The following is a 16,087-nucleotide window of genomic DNA, read 5'->3' as shown; positions in this document are numbered from 1 at the left end:
ACTCCACCTGGCTGATAGCCCGGCACGGATTTCAGACGCCGAAAGCCGTCCGGCACAACCTGCTTCCATCCGCGGCCCTCGCCGCGTAGGCTTCAATCCGGTGTCTCAAAAACTGCGGGCGGTACAGCATCGCGGCGTCCGGGTAACAAGGGCAGGCTTTTGGCCTGACTCGGGCTCGGGCTGGCATGTGCAAACTAACTAGCACTGATCCTGCTTAGAGGCGCCACGAATTGGAGGTTTCAATGATAAACTTACTTGCACATTGGCTCGCTTCCCTTGACGAGCAGAGCAGAAACTCAGGAAGCACGGATATGTCGCATCTACGGCAGTTGCGCCTCTTTCATAGGGCACGTCGAGGAAAGGGATAGGATAGTCTGCGAGGAGCAACCGGTCACCGATTACCCAGGAGACGCGCCGCATCGTCCAGGACAGCGTAGGCTCACCCGAAGGGAGCGAATATGCATTTAGAGGCTGGTGAGCAATTATCGTTCCTTTCGCGTGAGGCGGCGCAGCAGGATGCGGCTCATGGCGAGATAAAGCAGCATCTCGCCATGAGCCGCTCATAATCCTTGGCCAGCCGCCGGTTGGTGGTCAACCAGGCGATGGTCCGCTCAACAACCCACCGGCGCGCGAGCACCTGAGAGCCGCTCGGTCGCGTTGGCGGCTCTGCGTCAGCCCGCATCCAGGTGCCTCCGCTCCACCAGTGCTGCGGAATGGACAGCTTCCATCCGAGCGCTCAGCACAGCCAATCCTTCAATCCACGATAAGCCGTGTCGGCCCACATCAGCTCGATGGCCGGGAAGAGATGCTGCAGCCCCTCCAGCAAGAGTTCGGCTCCAGCGCGATCATGAATGTCGGCGGGCTGCACGCTGTTCCTCAGCAGATTGCCTTGCGTATCAACGAGCAGATGGCGCTTGCGGCCCTTCACCTTCTTGGCACCGTCGTAGCCACGCGGTCCGCCCATCTCAGAGGTTTTCACTGATTGGCTGTCGATGATCGCTGCACTCGGCTGAGGATTGCGGCCGGTCTGACAGCGGTAACTCTCGCGCAAGGCTTGGGTCACGTGTTCCCAGGTGCCATCCTCGCGCCACCGGGCATAATGGTAGAAGACGGCACCACGCGGGGGATACTCATGCGGCAGCAGCCGCCATTGGGCGCCGGTGCGCAGCAGATAGAAGATCGCATCAACGATGCGCCGTAACGGATAGGTCTGCCGTCGCCCGGCCGGATGGCTGCGGGGAACAAGAGGCTCAAGCAGTGCCCATTCGGCATCGTTGAGATCGGTGGCGTAGGAACAGGCATCCACGGCGGGACTCCCGGATCGTTAAACGGCCCACATCCGCCGCAGCGGTCCAGCCACACCTATTCTGAATCAAGTACTTACATCGAGCAATAAAATTGCTCACCAGCCTCTAACACTACAGTTGCACCCTTCGTTTGCGATGTGAGGCTTGCGCCATCGCTTGATGCGCTCGCCGCCACGCGGACCAGGCGATCACGAGGGCAGGCTCGATCCGGCGCTGCTGGAGGCGTGTGGCCACGCGGCGGATTTCCTGGACAGACCATCGCACCAGCGCTGGAGCTTGGCCTCGTCTTTTCTTTTTTGGGGTGAGGTGAAGCGGTTGGCGCGCTCGCGCACCACCGCCATCATGGCAACCGCCAGCATCACCAATGACACATGCCGGTGCCAGCCATGCCACGAGCGCGTCTCGTTGTGGGTGAGCCCCAGTTCGGTCTTCGCCGTCTCAAATGCATCCTCGATCGCCCAGCGCTGGCCCTCGACCCGCACCAGCGTGTCGATCAGCGTGCCGGCCGGGCACCAGGTCGAGAAGAACGCCAGATCCTCATCAGAGAGGCTGCGTCGGATCAGCAGGCCGCGCGTCCACAGACCGGTGAGAGCCTCGTTGTATTCCTCCACCGCGAGATCGGCGAGTTCGACATAAGCCCAGTCGTACAGGCGTGCTCCCTTAGTCCCGTCGCCCGCCGACAGGCGCGTCCACGCCTCGGGCGCAAGAGCCTGCGCAATCTGCTCTGCCGTGCCGGCCACTTCGGGTTTGTCGATCCAGGAGGAGAACTGATCGGTGGCATGAGCACCCAGCACATAGCCCTTGCCGGCCCGGCGCAGCTGCATCTCGAGCCGGCCTACGCCATAGACCGTATCGGTGGCCGCCCAATCGAACGGCACGCCGGCGGCAATCGCCCGCGCAATCATCTGTGCGGCGATCTTGGGTTTGGTGACAAAGCCGATGCCGTCGGGCACCTGAGCGGCGGTGCGGCGCTCGGGCGTGTTGGTCCAGTCCTGCGGCAGATAGAGCTGACGGTCGATGAAGGCGCAGCCCCTGTCCGAGACGTAAGCGGCAAACACTCCGATCTGACAGACCGTATGTTCGTTGCCGGCGGAGGTGGCTCGTCCACACTATGCGATGAGCGAGGGTTGCGCCGGATGGGCCGGCGCCGAGCCTCCCGCACATGGGACGAGCCATGCAGCAGAAGAGCAAAGTGTTTGTCGGTCTGGATACATCCAAACTGAAGATCTCCGTCGCCGTAGCCGAGGACGGCCGCCAGGGCGAGATCCGCTTTCTTGGCGACATCGACAACACGCCCGAGGCGGTGCGGCGCCTGATCGACAAGCTGGCAAGCCGGCACGGCGAGTTGTTGTTCTGCTATGAGGCTGGCCCGACCGGCTATGGCCTGCAGCGCCAGATCTCCGCGCTCGGGCATGAGTGTGCGGTGATCGCCCCATCCCTGATCCCCAAGCGCCCGGGCGAGCGCGTCAAGACCAACCGCCGCGATGCCCTCACCCTGGCCCGGCTGCACCGGGCCGGCGAGCTGACCGCCATCTGGGTGCCCGATCCCGGCCATGAGGCGGTGCGCGAACTGGTGCGGGCGCGCGAGGCCGCCATGGAGGATCTGCGCGAGAAGCGCCAGCATCTGCAATCCTTCCTGCTGCGCCACGGGCGGATCTTCTCCGGCCGCAAGCCCTGGACCCGGGCCCATGCCCGCTGGCTGGCCGAACTCATCTTCGAGCATCCGGCCCAGTATCTGGTCCTGCAGGAATACCGCAAAGCGATCGAGGAGGCCGAGACCCGTCTCGCGCGGCTGACCCAGCAGGTCACCGAGGTGGTCTCGACCTGGTCGATGGCACCGGTGGTGGAGGCGTATCAGGCCCTGCGCGGGGTCGCGCTGCTGACGGCGGTGACCTTTGTGGCCGAGATCGGCGATGTGCGCCGCTTCGAGAGCCCGCGCCAGCTGATGGCCTATCTCGGCCTGGTGCCGTGCGAGAGCTCGACCGGCGAGCGAGTGCGGCGCGGTGGCATCACCAAGGCGGGCAACCCACGGGTTCGTCGGGTGCTGATCGAGGGCGCCTGGACCTATCGCTTTCCGGCCCGGATGAGCCGGCTGCTGCAGGAGCGCCAGGAGGGCTTGCCGGCCGTCGTGCGGGCGATTGCCTGGAAGGCGCAGGTGCGGCTGTGCGCCCGCTATCGCCGGCTGATGGCGGCGGGCAAGCGCCAGACCGTGGTCACCACGGCAATCGCCCGCGAGATGGCAGCGTTCCTGTGGGCGATTGGGCGCGAAGTCGAGCCGCGCTCGGCCGCCTAGAGCCGAACGAGCACACGATCCTTGCGGAGGGCCAATCAGCTGGGAGTGACATCGGCAGTTGCGCAGCACCGGAGGCAGGGCCTCGGTGGGGAACCCTCGAGCGAATTGTGTGGCCGATGAGCCTTCATCGACGCCCGCTGACAGAGCGAGGCAGCCCCGGACGAACACACGGAAATGCGGTAGCCAACCCGCGCATCAGAGTTTGCTCAACCGTCGTCTTGACGGCTCTGTCTCCGGCTCTGCGCAATCGCTTTATCCGGCCTGGCCCTGTTCCTGCATCGGGGTTGCACACCCACGTCCAGGCTCATTGACAACGAACATCAGAGTTCGCGATCTTGCCCGCTGATCCGGTGTACTGGCGACCGACGCCGCACGAGTGCTGGCCCTGCTTGAGAAAGCCGGTATCGTCGATCACCAGCACGGCCCCGGGTGCGGCGAGCGTCTCGAGCGCGTAGTCACGCACCATGTCCCGCAAGGCATCGGCGTCCCAGTGGCTGCGGCCGAGCACCGCCTGCTGACGCCAGGGCCCCGGATCACCCGCGGCTTCCGCCCGCATCCAGCCGGTCTTTCGCCGCTCCGGCCCAAGTAACCCGTCGAGGAAGGCGGCCGCGGAGGCAGCGACGCTGGGATGCGCAAACAGGGATTGGAGATCCGCTTTGACCTGACGCAACTCCACACACCAGAGCTCGAGCATCTGCTCGATGGCTACACCCGTCATGGCAGCCTCCTGGGTCAAATCAGCAGATTATGAGCCCATGAGCGGCAGGTGCAACTGTAGTGCTAATGTAAGCAGCAAACACTATGCCGGGTGACAACGCGGTCAATTCCTGGTTGTCCCCCGACGCTGCCGATGGCTCGGTTATTGATCCGGCTGGGGCGATCTTGAACTACGCGGCATAACGGAAAGACGGATGCCCGAAGAAACTGCGGATCCGGTTGGGCAACTTGGCGAGCCGGCCCATATGGCTGATGACGGTACGTTCAAGTTCGGGTTTGCCGCGGGCGGGCGGCTTGCGCGTCACAGCCTGCTTCAGGTCGGCGTTCAGGCCCTCGTCCGGGTTCAACTCAGGGCTAAAGGATGGCAGGGAGAAGACCTCGATCTGCTCCGTGCGCGCGGCCAACCAGTCCTGCACCGTCCGGGCCCGATGAGCCGGCAGGTTGTCCCAGATCAGAAACACCTTGCCGTCGGCATCCTGGATGAGCCGCCCGAGAAAGCGGATCAGGCTCGGGGCTTTGATGGCGCCATCGAGCACCATCCAGCGCAACTCGCCCTTGTTGGTCACAGCCGAGATCAGCCCCAGTCCCGCGCGCTTGTGGCTGGGGCGCACGACGGGCGTCCGGCCGCGTGGGGCGAAGCTGCGGCCGCGTACATCATCAGAGCGTAGGCCGGTCTCATCCCCCCAGAAGATCGTGCCCTTCTCCCGTCTGGCTTGCGCCACGATGGCCGGGTAGTCCTGCCGCAGCCAGCGCCGCACTACCTTCGGCGACTGCTCATAGGCGCGCCGGAGCGGCTTCTGGGCCGTGAAACCCCAGCGCGCCAAGTAGGTGCTCATCGTGCGCACTGCCAGCCGGACGCCACAATGCCGTTCGATCAGCTCCCGCACCGCCGCCCGGCTCCACAGGGCGAAGGGCAGGCCCAGTTCGTCGGGCGTGTGCCGGCTGATCAGAGCGCGGACCTGCACTTCCTGCTCGGCCTCGAGAAAGCGACCCGTGCCGGGTGCCGGGCCGCGCGGCCCACTGGCCAATCCGGCCAAACCCTGCTCGCCGAAGCGGCGGCAGATATCGAAGACGCCGGTCCGGGTCAGGCCCACCTGCGCCGCGATGGCCTCATAGGTCAGGCCGCTCTCGCGCAGTCCGACGACCTGCCGGCGGCGCTCCTCTTGCGCGGCTGCGGGCAGCTTGCGCATGTCAACATGTTTCATCCCGCCAAACTGGATCGACCAGCCGCAGATTTCAAGATCACCCAAGCCGGATCAATAATTCCCGAAACCGTCTGAAGCGCTGTCTGACATCATTGATACCTGAATCTAGCACACACCGTGTCGCGCGTGGCCTCGTCCTAAATGGCGAAGCGCTGACTCTTGGATGGTGCGGATTCTATTTCAACGTTGGAATTCCTGAAGTGGCACGGACTACCTATCGCTGCATCGTCGTATTTGGCTGTTTCGGTAACGAGACGCATTGCAGGTGTGTCTGTCAGGCGACAGCTCACTCAGTAAGCCGATGTTATAAATTACGAAATCGATTACATAACGGACAAAGACTTTAAATGCCGACTACATGTGCTAAAGAACGTACACGAACCACAGCCCGCTTGTGTTTCGCTTCTCTGAGTATGTCGCTCCTCCCAAACTTGGGCTGGTTGCGACGGCAGCCCTTTTTCCAACCTGACCGGAGTGCGCTGATGGCAGGCAAGAGCGTAACGCGCGCCGACTTGACCCGAGCCGTGTACCAACAGGGCTTTGTCACAATGGATGATGCCGCAGACCTGGTTGATCAGGTCCTCAAGACGATTTCCACCGCGCTGGAAGACGGCGAAAACGTCAAACTCTGGTCATTCGGTATTTTCAGGGTGCGCAAGAAGGCCAAGCGCTTAGGACGCAATCCTAAGTCTGGGGTGGAGGTTCCCATTGAACCTCGCGGGGTCATCCAATTTAGCGCTTCGCCTGTTCTCAAGTCGCGGCTGAACCGAGCGTCACCTCCACGGAGCGGCCTCCACGCACGGGATGCTGATGGTTGGAAGGTCGCTCACTACGGCACAGGATCTTAGGTCAATGCAGTCTTGGAGTATCTCAGCCAGCTCGCGCTATGGCGGGCTAACCGGATTCGCAGCGAGCGTTGTCCATCAGATCTATTCCTCTTTCTCGATGCAGATCCCGGAGAATGTCTACACGCATGTTGTTGGAGCATCACTGTTCGGAGTGATCAGTGGCGCTGTCCTGTTTTCGGCGATCGCATCGCTGAGAAACCGGCTCATGTCACGTGGATAGCGGCCAACCATGGGTGCGGCAAGACTCTTCAGCGCTAGAATAATGATCGGCTTGGCCGAAGCTAGAGCCGCTGCAGGGATACATCGGCTCCGCCTTGTTGATCAATGTGAAACGGACTGTCCCATTCATGTCCAGAATGCGTAGAAATTCATGAGCCACCATCTTTCAATGGACAAGCAGCCGACTACGATCCCGTTGCTACAGCAGCAGGTGCGTGATGGTCAGCGGGTAACAATGACGACAGCTTATGACGCCGTGACGGCGCATTTGGCTGATCCGATTGTCGACATTATCCTCGTCGGCGACAGCGTTGGCAATGTCTGTCTCGGCTTCGACAATACGCTCCCGGTGAGCATGGCCATGATGAACCATCATCTCGAAGCGGTGGCTCGGACCAGACCACGTGCTCTGCTCGTGGCCGACATGCCCTATCTTAGCTACCATCTCAGCCTCGAAGACACCTTGTGCAACGCCGGTGGCTTTCTCCAGCGCGGGGCCGCCGCCGTGAAACTGGAGGGCGGCGCCAAGCGGGTCGAGACGATCCGGTCTCTCGTGGAATGCGAGATCCCCGTGATGGGTCATCTTGGTCTGACCCCGCAGAGCATCCATGCCATGGGCGGCTTCAAGGTGCAGGGAAGGGGAGCCGCCGACGCAGTCCGGATCCTAGAGGACGCTCACAAACTCCAGGAAGCCGGCTGCTTTGCCCTTGTGCTCGAGGGTATCCCCGTAGAGCTGGCGGCGCGGATCACCCAGACCTTGGGCATTCCCACGATCGGTATCGGAGCCGGACCACACTGCTCCGGCCAGGTGCTCGTCCTGCATGACGTACTCGGTCTGACGCAGGGGCACCGGCCCAAGTTCGTCCGGACCTATGTTGATGGCTTTCACCTGCTGCAGCAGGCCCTGGCTCATTGGGCCGAGGACGTGCGCAGCGGGACCTTCCCTTCCTCTGCCGAGGCCTATGCCCTGCCGGCCGATGTTCAGGCGACAGTTTCTGCCTGGACACCGTATCTTTCCACCCGCTCGTGAGGTCATTGATGCTCACCTACCGCACGATCAAACCCCTGACCCAATGCCTGCGCGGCTACCGAACCTCCACCCTGCGGGTCGGCTTTGTGCCGACTATGGGCTTCCTGCACGAGGGCCATCGGGCGCTCATCGACGAGAGCGTCGCCCGCTGCGACATCACCGTGGTCAGCATCTTCGTCAATCCTACCCAGTTCAGCCCCAACGAAGACCTCGACCGCTACCCGCGGGCCATAGAGCAGGATCACGAACTCTGCCGCAAAGCGGGCGTGAGCATGATCTTCCTGCCCGATGCCACTGAGATCTATCCACCCGGCTTCCAGACCTCTGTCGAGCCCGGCGCTGTGGCCGAGCCGCTGTGCGGCGCTGTCCGGCTCGGACACTTCCGCGGCGTGGCTACCGTGGTGAGCAAGCTGTTCAACATCGTCCAGCCGGACGTTGCCTTTTTCGGACAGAAGGATTTTCAGCAATGCGCCGTAATCCGGCAGATGGTGCGGGATCTGAACCTACCTATCGAGATTGTCACGGTTCCGACCGTGCGCGAGCCAGATGGTTTGGCGCTCAGCAGCCGTAACAGCTACCTCGGCCCGACCGATCGTACGAGAGCGCTCTGCCTCAGCCGCGGCCTGCTCGCCGCGGAAGCTGCGTACGGGGAGGGGGAGCGCCACAGCCAGCGCCTGATCGAGATCGCCCGGGCTGTCATGACCGACGTCGACCAGCTGCAGTATCTCGAGCTGCGGAATGCCGAGACCTTGGACGCTGTCCAAGGCTTGGTCGGGGAGCCAGCCGCTCTGTGCGTGGCCGCCTATGTCGGACCTACGCGCCTGATCGACAATGTTCTCCTGATCCCGCCGAAACCTCTGGCTGATCGTGAACTCGAGTTGACCTCGCATGTGATCGGCCGCCAGGCGAGAATGAGTGCGGAAGGGCCGCAGCCATCATGACACTCCGCTCCATGCCCCATGCTGTTACTTACGACCTCAGCACCCGGCCGACTTCTGGTGCGACGACGACGGAAACGCTCCTGGCCTGGTGTGAGGAGCATGGTCTGTCCCAAGGGCCGATCACCGCAGAGATCCGTCAACGGCTCTCGCCTTAGGTCGCCCCCGACAATGTGGTAATGGCTCTCGAACCTGCCCCAGGCACAACCATTCATTATCGGAAGGGTCAACTCATGCGTGATACCCTGCATCTCACAATGGCCGAGAACTGGTTTGTCCCGCAGGGCCTGACAGCGGCAGTGAATGATTGTCTCAAAACGAAGGAAGTTCCGTTCGGCACCGTCATTGCGCCGCTCAATCCCTTCCGTCGCACGCTCTCGGCGCACTCCGCGCGTTCCCCGAGGGGGGCACCTCTAACTCTCGCACCGCTTGGCGACTCACCCCAGGATCCACGCCCCGAATTCATCCTGGAGCACACTGCCGTAGTTCTCAGCAGTTTCGGAGCAGCGCTGGCGGTTACCGGGGCAGATTGGGGCAACGAATCTCCTGGTTAGATTTGTTCTCAGACGCACCGGATGGTCGTCTTAGGCGTGATAACGACTTTCCCGGTTGGTCTTTGACCGCGGTTTTGATGGAGAGACTGATGCCGAGCCAGGCAAACAGCCCCGGGAGCCACTTCTCGGCTGAAGCTCGAACGGGCAATGCGAATAGAGGCTCTCCACGCAGTTCCACCCTGGCAGATGCTGCTGTTCAGACAGCAGGCATCGATGATCAGTCCCGCCTCGTTGCGGCGATCGTTCTCGCTTTCAGTGTGGACCCTGCCGCTCGCTGGACCTATCCCGCCCCTGAGAATTATCTGAAGCACTTCCCTGATCTTGTCTGGATCTTTGGAGGCCCGGCCGTTGAGCGGCGCACGGCCCATTTCATCGGCGATGCACAAGCCGCCGCTTTGTGGCTGGCGCCGGGCGTGCAGCCCGATGAAGACGCGTTGATGGGCCACTTTCAGCGCACCCTCCCGGAGGAGGACCAGGACACTCTGTTCGCCGTGTTCGAGCGGATGGGGCAGTATCATCCCGATGAGCCGCACTGGTACTTGCCGTTGATCGGGGTTAATCCTGCACAGCAGGGCAAGGGCTACGGCTCAGCCCTGTTGAAGCATGCTCTCAGGCTTTGTGACGAGGACGGCACGCTAGCCTACTTGGAATCTTCGAACCCAAAGAACATCCCGCTCTACCAGCGGCATGGATTCCAGGTTCTCGGGACTATCCAGGTTGGGAATTCGCCGCCAATCACACCCATGCTCCGTCGCGCTGGTTGAAAGTCCGATCTCAACGGCGTGTTCGCACTCCTCGTTTCTGTCAATGGGTTAAGTCATAGACAAGCCCCTGAGGGAATCCTTCGCTCCCCAAAATGCCCCGATTACGCGCTGCCGTTCGTGCGAGAATGGTTCTGGTCGGACCTTGTGTCGATGATTCCCACGGTCTCGGCTCACGACCGAGCCGTAGAGTGCGAGACGTGAGCGATGACAGCGCAACAGAACCTGGGGGGCCATTCGCTCAATGATCCTGAGCTGCTCGAAGCGAGCTTTCCAAGGCACTGGTCGGGGTCTGCAGGAGCATATGAGCCCCGCGTCGGCTCCACTGCATCTGCTGCGTTTTGGCAAAACGATTGCTGATCACAGCATTCTTCGTAACCTCGACAAAGGCCAACGAGATCCATCCATACGACCGGTGGCGCTCGCCATTACTGATCAGGCTCGGCTCGTTGCTGTCGATGTAAATTCCCGCAATCAGCCAGCGCGGATGGCGGCGCATCGTCCGCCATCCTTTCGTATCTCAGGGCGAGCGGTCGCCTCCAAAACTGAGTACTAAGTTTCAAGATCCCTCCGGTTTGTCTCGGGCAAAAGCAGCGCCCCGATCACAACAGTTGCGGCGGCTACGGCTACTGTATACCAGAGGCCAGCAAAGATGCTCCCGGTCGTTACGTTAACGGCAGTTGCTATGAATGGCGCGAACCCACCAATCCACCCATTGCCGAACTGGAGCGCGACGGACACACCACTGTAGCGAATATGCGTCGGGAAAAGTTCGACAAGGAGAGCACCCATCGGTCCGTAGACCATGGTTGCCATGAGGACCATGACGAACAGGATCGCGACCACCATTGGACCATGGATATTTTCTGGATCAGCATCGACCGGCATACCCCGTGCCAGCAAAGCCGCCCGTAACGCCGCCTCGTCAAATCCATCAAACATCTGCTCACCGACACTGACCCTCAACGCGGGGCCACCTGACATCACAACGAAGGGTACCGCGTTGCCAGCGAGAAAAGATTTTGCCCGCGTGCAGGTGTTTGTGGCCGTAGGCTGGAAAACCTGCTTAAGGATTGACTGATTGTCCTGACAATCACTGCCCTGCACGTGCACGACGGTTTTGGCGCGGAACTCGGCAAGCGCCGGATTGCCGTAGGCTACAAGCCCATGGAACAAAGGAACAAACAACAGGGCTGCCAGCGCGCAGCCTGTGAGCACGATCCGCTTGCGGCCAATCCTATCCGAAAGCCACCCGAAGAAAAGGAAGAAAGGTGTTCCGAGCAGCAGTGCGATCAACAGATACATGTAGGCTTGGTCGTGGCTCATCTTCAAGGTCGAGGTCATGAAGTACAGGCTATAAAAATGCGCCGTGTACCAGACGACTGCCTGACCGGCCACGATGCCGAAAATTGCGATCAGGACAATGCGTAGGTTTTGCCGCGTGCCGAAGGTTTCAGCAATTGGATTGCTGGACGTCTTCTTTTCGGCCTTCATTTGCTGAAAGACCGGCGATTCCTCCAGCTTGAGCCGGATGTACAGCGAGACCAGAAGCAGTCCGATCGACACCAGAAACGGAATACGCCAGCCCCACGCGACGAAAGCCTCGGCCGACATGGACTGACGGCAGATAAGGATCACGAGGAGGGACAAGAACAGTCCGAGCGTTCCGGTGATCTGAATCCAACTCGTCGTGAAACCGCGCCTCCTCGGGTCAGAGTGTTCCGCGACATAAGTCACGGCCCCACCAAATTCACCACCGACTGCCAGCCCCTGCAACAGACGCAAAGCAACGAGGGTAGCAGGCGCCCACCAGCCGATCGTCTCAAATGTCGGCAGCAAGCCGACGGCTGCCGTCGCAAGGCCCATGACGAGCATGGTCACGAGAAAGGTGTGCTTACGTCCAATAAGGTCGCCCAGCTGCCCGAAAACAATGGCGCCAAAGGGCCGAAGGACGAAACCCGCTCCAAAAGTAGCCAACGCCGCAAGCAATGCTGCCGTCTCGTTCCCCTTCGGGAAGAACAGTGATCCGAAGAATGCAGCGAGACTCCCGTAAACAAAGAAGTCATACCATTCAAACACAGTACCCAGAGCGGCGGCGAAAACGACACGTTTGGTATCTCTTGCAGGATGCATGGTTGCGCCAGGTGCGCCTAGATGAGTCACAGCTTGTAAAGACATTGTTTCCTCCAGAACTGGCTTATTGTTGCGGGTTGCCTACGCTGACGCTGTTATCCCATCGACGCGCGTGGCGTCACCGCGATGTCGCTCAAGAAATGCGCTCAGCCGACGATTGAACATGTCCGGCTGTTCGAGCATCGGGAAGTGACCAGCGCCCCGAATGATGAAGAGTTCGCTGCCTGGGATTCCGGCGGCGAGAAGCTCTGCCTCCTGGGGTGGAGTTATGGCGTCTTCGTCGCCAACTACGACCAACGTGGGGATGCAAATATGGTCTAGGAGTTCGCGTGTATCAGAGGCATTCAGAGAGGCAATCGCCTCACGGGCCACGAAGTCTGGTGTCTGCGCAACCTCGTGCTTTGCGAAATCGATCAAAGCTAGGGGCGCCGACGAGCCAAAGGAGCGTTCAATCACGCTCTTGCTAGCCTGCACGACCCCTAAGCTTTCAATGGCTCTTAGAACGTTGTCGACGTTCACATCAGGTCCAAGCCCGTGTGATGTTGCACCAACAAGCACGAGAGCACGCACGAGGTGGGGGAATCGTATTGCAAAGCTCTGGGCAATGGTTCCGCCCATCGACAGGCCGACTAGGAAGGCCTCATCAAGTGCCAAGTGCCGATAGACCCGTTCTAGGTCTTCGACGAAAGCCTCGATCGTGTAGCGCCGTCTCTCAGGACGAGGCGAAACTCCATGCCCAGGTAGGTTGATCCTGACGACCTTGTACATTTTCGAGTACTCCACCACCTGCTCGCGCCAGAACTCAGCGGTCGTGGTGAAACCATGCACAAAGATGAGAGGGTATCCTGATCCAGACACGTGAACCACAGTGTCTCCAATGGTCAGTTCTTGGCAGTCTATCATTATCGCACCTCCTGCGATGTTCGACATCCGCCATAGTGCAAATCCCGTGCCAAGACGCCCAAGGGAAACTGTGGCTTGCCTATGCTATTCATTTAGTTTGCTTATTTCAGCGGGAGCCCCGGCATATTCATTTTGACTCTCGCCAGTGAGGAAGCTATATTCTCAATATTGAGACACGGATTCCAGAATCTGAGAAATGGCGCTGCCCAATTGGCTCGAGGCTTCCTCGGAGGCGCGGTTCCTGCGCCTGGTCCTTGACCATGTGTCTGACTGTCTGGTGGTCGTAGACACGTCCGGGAGAATCGTCCTGATCAATCAACCCTATTGCCAACTTCTAGGAGGAGATGAGGTCGATTTCATCGGCCGGCATATCACTGATGTCGTTGGGTCCCAGACCCGTCTGCACCTCGTTGCCCGCGGGGAGGGCACGCATGTCGGATACCCGCTCGAGGTACGGGGCCATAAGCTGGTGACCAAACAGGTGCCGGTCTATCAGGACGGCCAAATCATCGGCGCCGTTGGAATGGCGTTGTTCTCCGATGTGGAGGCCCTCAAGAGGACCTACAGCCGCATGGCGCAGGCCGGGTTGGCAATCCACCAGCGCGATCAAACCTGGGCAGCACAGTTTTCGCTTGACGATATTCTTGGAGAAGGAGAGCGGATAGCCGCCTACCGGGACACGCTGCGTCTTGCGGCTGAGCACGAAGTTCCCGTCCTGATTACAGGTGAGACCGGTGCCGGAAAGGAATTGGCCGCCCAGGCGATCCATACTCTCTCCCATCGAAGTGCCGGGCCATTTGTATGGATCAACTGTGCATCAATTCCGAGCGAGCTGATCGAGGCTGAACTGTTCGGTTACGAAGGAGGAGCCTTCACAGGAGCGCGCAGCCGGGGCAAGCCAGGCAAGTTTGAACTTGCTGTCGGGGGAACGTTGCTACTTGATGAGATTGGTGACATGCCGCCGCATCTGCAGGGCAGCCTGCTGCGTGTTATGCAGTCAAATGAGATTGTCCGCGTCGGAGGCACGTCCCCTATCCGTGTTGATGCGCGGATTATATGCGCGACCAACCAGCCGCTGGTTCGTTTCGTGGATGGTGGGCGTTTCCGCCGCGACCTTTACTATCGACTGGATGTTCTGCCAGTCCATGTGCCCGCCCTGCGAGAGCGGGACGACCAGCCGTTTCTCATCGAGGCGCTGCTGGCTCGTGTAGCCAATCAGCTAGGCAAGAAAGTACAAAGACCTTCTCCAGCGGACATGACACGCCTGCTAGCCCATACTTGGCCAGGAAACGTGCGCGAGCTGGAGAGCGTGCTTCTCCGCTTTTTGGTGACAGGCAAGATACAACTCTCCGGCGACACCGCTCATGCCTCCCCGGCGGTTGTTGCCCAATCCGACGCGTTTCTCAGGAAAAAGGTTGAAAGTCAGAAACTTTCCGAGGTGGAGGATGCTCTTAGGAAAACAGGCGGCGACAAACAACGTGCGGCGGATTTGCTCGGCATCAGCCGCGCGCAACTCTACAGAATTATCAAATCAACAAGGTAAGTCTGAAAGCGCCTTCTAGACGGGGCACTTCTCCACGACCACGTGCCAATGAGAAGGGTTGAAGCGACCAGTCCTTATGCACGAGCAGACCTTAGCGAGCACTCTTTGGGCCTCGTGCACGACAGCACGCGTCACCTGGCTCAGCACAGGGCTCACAATGCGGCTCTGCTGCCAGAAGAGCGGGACATCCAGAGGTTGGCTGGGCCTGAGCGCGACCAGCCTCCCGACGCGCAGGTGTTCGATCTCAAGCGGCTCCGGGTCCGTACCTCAGCCGCTTCTGGCCATGGCTGCATTCACAAAGGCTTGGGATGAAGGGAGACGCTGCAGCGGGGTGAATAGCGGCCCCGAGCACCTGCCGCAGCCATTCTGCCTGAGCCGGTCCTTGCGATTGAAGATCTGGCAGAGGGCGCGGACCGCCGCGACCTCGCTGAAGCTGTCGGAAACCACCAAACTCAGTACCCTGGGCCTGCAGAGATCCGAGCGGTTGGCACTCCCAGCTCCGGACCGGCCTGCTATGCCCCGTCACGGTGGCAGCCACCGGGCCACGCCGCAGCCACTCTGCGCTGTGTTCCTGTTTTGCTCTATTTTGACGCAGGAGGGAGGTGAGCTTGACCGATGGTTACCCTGCGCGAAGTCGTCGACGACTTGAGGCGCCAGATCGAGAGGCTTGGGGGGCTCATCGCTCACGCAAGTCCCTGCCCTTTGGCGTCCCTGTGCTCGACCGGCACCTGCCCGGGAGAGGGCTTACCCTTGGATCCCTGCACGAGATGATCAAGGAAGGACCCGCTTCGGAGTTCGCTGGAACCGTCACGTTGTTCGCAGCCAGGATTGCCGCCCGCCTCAAAGGCCCGGTGCTCTGGTGCCTGACCCGGCGCGATCTGTTCGCACCTGGCCTGATGAAGGTCGGCTTTCATCCGGATAGTGTCATTTACGCCGAGACCTGCCGTGATGCCGATGCCCTGCCCCTCATCGAAGAGGGCCTCCATCAGAAAGACCTCGGCGCCGTCGTCGGTGAAGTCTCCCGGCTCGGCCTCACCGCCTCCCGTCGCCTGCACGTGGCCGCGGAGGCTTCAGGCGTTCCCGCCCTGGTTATCCGGCGCTGGTGGACGGCCGCCCAGAGGGACCTGACCAAGCTTCCCACCGCTGCCGCGACGCGATGGCGTGTGTCGCCGGTCCCGTCAGAGGTTGTTCCTGCTGGCGGCCTCAAACGCGGCCGCTGGCAGGTTGAACTCGTGCGCTGCCGGGGTGCGGAACCCCGTTCCTGGATTTTGGAGGCCTGCGATGCGCAGGGTCGTCTCGCTCTACCTTCCGACCTGGCCGACCGACAGGAACAGGCGCAAGTTCGGTGATCCCCCGCGCGAGAAGCCGCTTGTGACCGTGATCAAGCAGGGCTCACGCCGGCTGATTGCGTCGGCCTGTCCGGCCGCTCAAAAGGTCGGCCTGATCGAGGGAATGGCTGTTGTCAAAGCCCAGGCCATGGTCCCCGATCTGCACATTATCAACGCCGGTCCTAGAGCGCGTTGACATTCATTTGGTCCAGATGAACGCGCTGACGAGGCAAAGGATTGACAGGAACGCCCGTGGGGTCTGTTCGTAGCGGGTAGCGATGCGCCTGAAGTGCTTGATTTTCAAGAAG

Annotated in this window: 11 protein-coding genes and 4 pseudogenes; 8 read left to right on the top strand and 7 right to left on the bottom strand. The window is 60.9% G+C overall.

Annotated features, from left to right (window positions below; translation table 11 throughout):
* Window positions 1–482: 482 nt before the first annotated feature.
* Both OCW50_RS31405 and OCW50_RS31400 read right to left on the bottom strand, forming a co-directional pair.
* Window positions 483–1,306 (bottom strand): annotated as a pseudogene (locus tag OCW50_RS31405) (IS5 family transposase).
* Between the two features lie 189 nt (window positions 1,307–1,495).
* A pseudogene (locus tag OCW50_RS31400) lies at window positions 1,496–2,416 on the bottom strand (IS701 family transposase); the annotation flags it as partial.
* Window positions 2,417–2,481: 65 nt separating this feature from the next.
* Between OCW50_RS31400 and OCW50_RS31395 the strand changes: the two are divergent.
* Entirely contained in the window at window positions 2,482–3,600 is a 1,119-nt protein-coding gene (locus OCW50_RS31395; RefSeq protein ID WP_262300243.1) for an IS110 family RNA-guided transposase, read from the top strand.
* Window positions 3,601–3,916: 316 nt separating this feature from the next.
* Here OCW50_RS31395 and OCW50_RS31390 read toward each other — a convergent pair.
* Window positions 3,917–4,318: pseudogene (locus tag OCW50_RS31390) on the bottom strand (transposase); the annotation flags it as partial.
* Window positions 4,319–4,487: 169 nt separating this feature from the next.
* Window positions 4,488–5,522, bottom strand: a complete 1,035-nt coding sequence (locus OCW50_RS31385; protein ID WP_262266495.1) for an IS630 family transposase — start codon at window positions 5,520–5,522, stop codon at window positions 4,488–4,490.
* A gap of 482 nt (window positions 5,523–6,004) precedes the next feature.
* Here OCW50_RS31385 and OCW50_RS31380 point away from each other — a divergent pair, with 482 nt between their 5' ends.
* The 4 genes from OCW50_RS31380 to OCW50_RS31365 all read left to right on the top strand — a co-directional run bounded on the left by OCW50_RS31380 (window position 6,005) and on the right by OCW50_RS31365 (window position 9,875).
* Complete coding sequence (locus OCW50_RS31380) at window positions 6,005–6,370, top strand: integration host factor subunit alpha (protein WP_210804895.1); 366 nt, start codon at window positions 6,005–6,007, stop codon at window positions 6,368–6,370.
* 370 nt (window positions 6,371–6,740) lie between these two features.
* Window positions 6,741–7,619 (top strand): 3-methyl-2-oxobutanoate hydroxymethyltransferase, encoded by an 879-nt coding sequence (gene panB / locus OCW50_RS31375; protein WP_114947380.1) that lies wholly within the window; start codon window positions 6,741–6,743, stop codon window positions 7,617–7,619.
* A gap of 8 nt (window positions 7,620–7,627) precedes the next feature.
* Window positions 7,628–8,560, top strand: a complete 933-nt coding sequence (gene panC / locus OCW50_RS31370) for a pantoate--beta-alanine ligase (protein WP_210805400.1) — start codon at window positions 7,628–7,630, stop codon at window positions 8,558–8,560.
* An 808-nt stretch (window positions 8,561–9,368) separates the two neighbouring features.
* Window positions 9,369–9,875, top strand: coding sequence for a GNAT family N-acetyltransferase (locus tag OCW50_RS31365; RefSeq protein ID WP_371823105.1), 507 nt, complete (start codon window positions 9,369–9,371; stop codon window positions 9,873–9,875).
* Window positions 9,876–10,131: 256 nt separating this feature from the next.
* Here the strand turns inward: OCW50_RS31365 and OCW50_RS31360 are convergent.
* The 3 genes and pseudogenes from OCW50_RS31360 to OCW50_RS31350 form a co-directional block, all read right to left on the bottom strand.
* Window positions 10,132–10,335 (bottom strand): annotated as a pseudogene (locus OCW50_RS31360) (ISKra4 family transposase); the annotation flags it as partial.
* Window positions 10,336–10,424: 89 nt separating this feature from the next.
* A complete protein-coding gene (locus OCW50_RS31355; RefSeq protein WP_114947376.1) occupies window positions 10,425–12,050 on the bottom strand; it encodes an MFS transporter in 1,626 nt (541 codons plus the stop codon).
* Window positions 12,051–12,086: 36 nt separating this feature from the next.
* Complete coding sequence (locus tag OCW50_RS31350) at window positions 12,087–12,935, bottom strand: alpha/beta fold hydrolase (protein WP_262300242.1); 849 nt, start codon at window positions 12,933–12,935, stop codon at window positions 12,087–12,089.
* Between the two features lie 169 nt (window positions 12,936–13,104).
* Here OCW50_RS31350 and OCW50_RS31345 point away from each other — a divergent pair, with 169 nt between their 5' ends.
* The 3 genes from OCW50_RS31345 to OCW50_RS31335 all read left to right on the top strand — a co-directional run bounded on the left by OCW50_RS31345 (window position 13,105) and on the right by OCW50_RS31335 (window position 15,975).
* Window positions 13,105–14,451 (top strand): sigma-54 interaction domain-containing protein, encoded by a 1,347-nt coding sequence (locus OCW50_RS31345; RefSeq protein WP_210805394.1) that lies wholly within the window; start codon window positions 13,105–13,107, stop codon window positions 14,449–14,451.
* A 767-nt stretch (window positions 14,452–15,218) separates the two neighbouring features.
* Window positions 15,219–15,800: an ImuA family protein gene (locus OCW50_RS31340; RefSeq protein WP_262266497.1), complete on the top strand. Its 582-nt coding sequence runs from the start codon at window positions 15,219–15,221 to the stop codon at window positions 15,798–15,800.
* A 22-nt stretch (window positions 15,801–15,822) separates the two neighbouring features.
* Complete coding sequence (locus OCW50_RS31335; RefSeq protein WP_262300241.1) at window positions 15,823–15,975, top strand: hypothetical protein; 153 nt, start codon at window positions 15,823–15,825, stop codon at window positions 15,973–15,975.
* Window positions 15,976–16,087 lie beyond the last annotated feature (112 nt).

The organism is Microvirga sesbaniae, assembly GCF_025460805.1.
Taxonomy (GTDB): Bacteria; Pseudomonadota; Alphaproteobacteria; order Rhizobiales; family Beijerinckiaceae; genus Microvirga; species Microvirga sesbaniae.
Note: the sequence above shows the minus strand (reverse complement) of the source record. Positions and strands in the feature narration are given on the sequence as shown.

Excerpts from the sequence above, each read along its gene's own strand:
- OCW50_RS31395 (WP_262300243.1), top strand. The coding sequence starts at position 2,482 with ATGCAGCAGAAGAGCAAAGTGTTTGTCGGTCTGGATACATCCAAACTG.
- OCW50_RS31385 (WP_262266495.1), bottom strand. The coding sequence starts at position 5,522 with ATGAAACATGTTGACATGCGCAAGCTGCCCGCAGCCGCGCAAGAGGAG.
- OCW50_RS31380 (WP_210804895.1), top strand. The coding sequence starts at position 6,005 with ATGGCAGGCAAGAGCGTAACGCGCGCCGACTTGACCCGAGCCGTGTAC.
- panB (WP_114947380.1), top strand. The coding sequence starts at position 6,741 with ATGAGCCACCATCTTTCAATGGACAAGCAGCCGACTACGATCCCGTTG.
- panC (WP_210805400.1), top strand. The coding sequence starts at position 7,628 with ATGCTCACCTACCGCACGATCAAACCCCTGACCCAATGCCTGCGCGGC.
- OCW50_RS31355 (WP_114947376.1), bottom strand. The coding sequence starts at position 12,050 with ATGTCTTTACAAGCTGTGACTCATCTAGGCGCACCTGGCGCAACCATG.
- OCW50_RS31350 (WP_262300242.1), bottom strand. The coding sequence starts at position 12,935 with ATGTCGAACATCGCAGGAGGTGCGATAATGATAGACTGCCAAGAACTG.
- OCW50_RS31345 (WP_210805394.1), top strand. The coding sequence starts at position 13,105 with ATGGCGCTGCCCAATTGGCTCGAGGCTTCCTCGGAGGCGCGGTTCCTG.
- OCW50_RS31340 (WP_262266497.1), top strand. The coding sequence starts at position 15,219 with ATGATCAAGGAAGGACCCGCTTCGGAGTTCGCTGGAACCGTCACGTTG.